The sequence below is a fragment of the Deltaproteobacteria bacterium genome, from assembly GCA_016874735.1.
GTDB lineage: Bacteria > Bdellovibrionota_B > Oligoflexia > Oligoflexales > CAIYRB01 > CAIYRB01.
Genome location: VGTI01000154.1, coordinates 1 through 2,739, shown reverse-complemented (window position 1 = coordinate 2,739; position 2,739 = coordinate 1). Strand labels below are relative to the sequence as shown.

The 2,739-nt window shown below is 51.8% G+C and carries 3 protein-coding genes; 2 read left to right on the top strand and 1 reads right to left on the bottom strand.

Features of this window, described 5'->3' with window-relative positions; translation table 11 throughout:
- The coding region (locus FJ146_19875; protein MBM4254231.1) for a CDP-alcohol phosphatidyltransferase family protein at window positions 1–543 on the top strand (543 nt) is incomplete at its 5' end.
- Window positions 540–1,853, top strand: a complete 1,314-nt coding sequence (locus FJ146_19870) for an NAD(P)/FAD-dependent oxidoreductase (GenBank protein MBM4254230.1) — start codon at window positions 540–542, stop codon at window positions 1,851–1,853. The genes FJ146_19875 and FJ146_19870, both read left to right, overlap by 4 nt.
- A gap of 38 nt (window positions 1,854–1,891) precedes the next feature.
- Here FJ146_19870 and FJ146_19865 read toward each other — a convergent pair whose 3' ends face one another.
- Window positions 1,892–2,206 (bottom strand): hypothetical protein, encoded by a 315-nt coding sequence (locus FJ146_19865; GenBank protein ID MBM4254229.1) that lies wholly within the window; start codon window positions 2,204–2,206, stop codon window positions 1,892–1,894.
- Window positions 2,207–2,739: the final 533 nt, after the last annotated feature.

The window sequence follows — 2,739 nt, the reverse complement described above, 5'->3', positions numbered from 1 at the left end:
AGCCTCCTTGGACTCGCGCTAGCTACGTTGGCGGGTCTTTTTTGTGTCCGGGAAATGCCCCTAGCAGCGGTAACTCTGTGGTGGGCGAGTCGATTACTTGACGGTACCGATGGCATATATGCGCGGGCGACAGGGCAGACGAGTGAATTTGGCGCTTATCTCGATATTGTTTGTGACATGGCCGCCAACACGCTCATGGTGCTTGCATTTATGAGGGCCTTCCCCGCACTTCGATGGGAGTGGTCCCTCGTTCTGTCGCTTTACATCCTGTGCATTACTAGTGCGCTGGCTCTTGGGGCACTGGAAGAAAAGCGGCGGCTACATCGAGTGGATAATCGTGGACTCCGTCTTGCTGCCGGCTTGGCAGAGGGCGGTGAGACCGGAATTGCCTACACGCTGTTTTTATTATGTTCCAGCGCCATAGTGCCTTTGGTCCATGTGTGGATAGCGCTACTGGCGGTGACAATCGTTTCGAGGACCATGCTTGCGCGGCGTATTCTTTCGCTAGAGGCCACAGTCCGCGTCGTTGAGGAGCCCGTATGACGGTTAGATATGTCCATCCTGCAACTACCGACGGTGACAAAATTATACTTATTATTGGCGCGGGATTTGCCGGTCTCAACGCAGCCAAAGCGCTCGCCCATCAGCCGGGAGTGCAGGTGATTCTGATCGACAAGAAGAATCACCACGTGTTTCAGCCACTGCTCTATCAGGTGGCGACCGCCGCGCTAAATCCGTCTGACATCGCCATGCCAATCAGATCGCAGTTCACCAATGCCGATCGTGTCGCTGTGCACTGGGGAGTGGTTACCGGTGTAAACTTAAAGGATAAATATGTCACAGCCTGTGACACAAGCTTGGCTCCGGACACGACTGTTGAGATAGTCTACGACTATCTGATAGTCGCGTGTGGGGCCCAACATAGCTATTTTGGTCACCCTGAGTGGGAACCGTTCGCGCCCGGGCTTAAAACGCTAGAGCATGCCACCGAAATCAGACGCCGGTATTTAGCAGCATTCGAAAGGGCGGAGAACATCCCTGATCCGGAGCAGCGTGTCCCCTATCTAACCTTTGTCGTCGTTGGTGCTGGCCCAACCGGTGTTGAACTTGCGGGAGCGATGGCTGAGATCAGTAAAACTGTGATCGTCGATGACTTCCATCACATCGACCCATCCCAGGCTAGGGTCGTATTGATCGAGGCTGGGCCGCGTGTGTTATCTGCATTCTCAGATGAGCTCTCGCGGCAAGCTGAGCGTGATCTGAAAGCTCTAGGTGTTGAGGTACTAACCTCTACGCGTGTGGAGAACGTCGGTCCTGAGGGCGTGATCGCTAATGGAACCTTTATCCCCTCGCATTGTGTATCTTGGGCGGCGGGAGTGGAGGCGTCAAAGTTACAATTTACGCCGCAGCAAAAGCAGGACCGAGCAGGACGGATCCTGGTCACGCCGACCCTGTCTTTGCCCGAGTTTCCTGAGGTCTTTGTCGTAGGTGACATGGCAGCGGTCGAGGCATCTCCGGGTAAATTTGTACCTGGTTTGGCGCCGGCTGCAATCCAGCAGGGAAAATGCGCAGCGAAGAATATTGCTAAGCTACTAAAGAGTCAGCAGGCTCAAAGCTTTCACTATTTAGACAAGGGCATGATGGCCACCATTGGTAAAAAGAAGGCAGTGGTTGAGGCGGGTAAGGTACGCCTCTCGGGTTTGCTGGCTTGGTTAGGATGGCTTTTAATTCACGTCTTGTATTTGGTTGGATTTAAAAATCGTGTGGCAGTACTGCTCCAGTGGGTGTGGAGCTATGTTTTTTCCAAGCGTGGCGCACGACTAATTACGGATGAAGCCTGGCAGTCGCGTTGATCGCTTACCTGATAGATTTTTTGCGAGCGAATGACGAATCAAAGGTAATCGATCAAGACTAATGTGCATTCGGAAGAAATATTGATAATTCGGTCTTTGTTGTTTTTGCCAGCTCTCACGGTCACTCGATTTGAGCCAAGATCAACATCACCAACCCGGAGACTACAAATTTCTCGGTTCCTCATACCAGAATACGCCATTAAACATATCATCGCCTTTTCGCGGATGTTTTTTGACGACTGGATTAGGCGCGAAACCTCGGATTCTGTTAGCACGCCCTTGATGACGCGTTTGGGTTTCTTTGGTCTACCCAGGCGGATGGTGAAACCGCGCTGCCTGCAGTAGTGCTCAATTACTTAAGCTGCGTGAGTATCCCTCGACTGTGGTTCGCGCAAGTCCGCGGTCGACAATCAAGTATTCCTCAAATTTCTTCAAAACGTTTTTTAGCTTCTGCTTGTGCATCCGACACTCCGCAGGTGAAAAAGTGAACTCCAGGTTTGGAGTTCAAAAGGTTCGGCAGGCAAAGCAAGAAGGAGGCCAACCAACATAACTATGTACTCAGGTAGTGCAGTTTGCTTATCCAGCTAACGTTGGTTGCACATACTTTGGCGTTGTCCCAATGCCGACAGAGTCAAAAAACCACTCAGATTTTAGTTAGCTCATCGATTCCCTGCCGCCACGGCAAGGCGCGAACAGCGCCGATCATCTGAGCTACTGGATCCCTAGACAGAAGTAGGCACTGCGCGCCGGGAAAATCCTTACTAAACTGAATTAGGGCGCTTGCGTCGTTTTCGCTGACCCGGTCGGTTGACTTAATTTCAATCAGACAAAGTGGCAAGCTCGGTCTTTGTACTACTAAATCTATCTCAACATCACGGTCGGTGAG

Bases quoted from the DNA above. Each gene is read 5' to 3' on its own strand.
- FJ146_19870 (MBM4254230.1), top strand. From the start codon at position 540: ATGACGGTTAGATATGTCCATCCTGCAACTACCGACGGTGACAAAATT.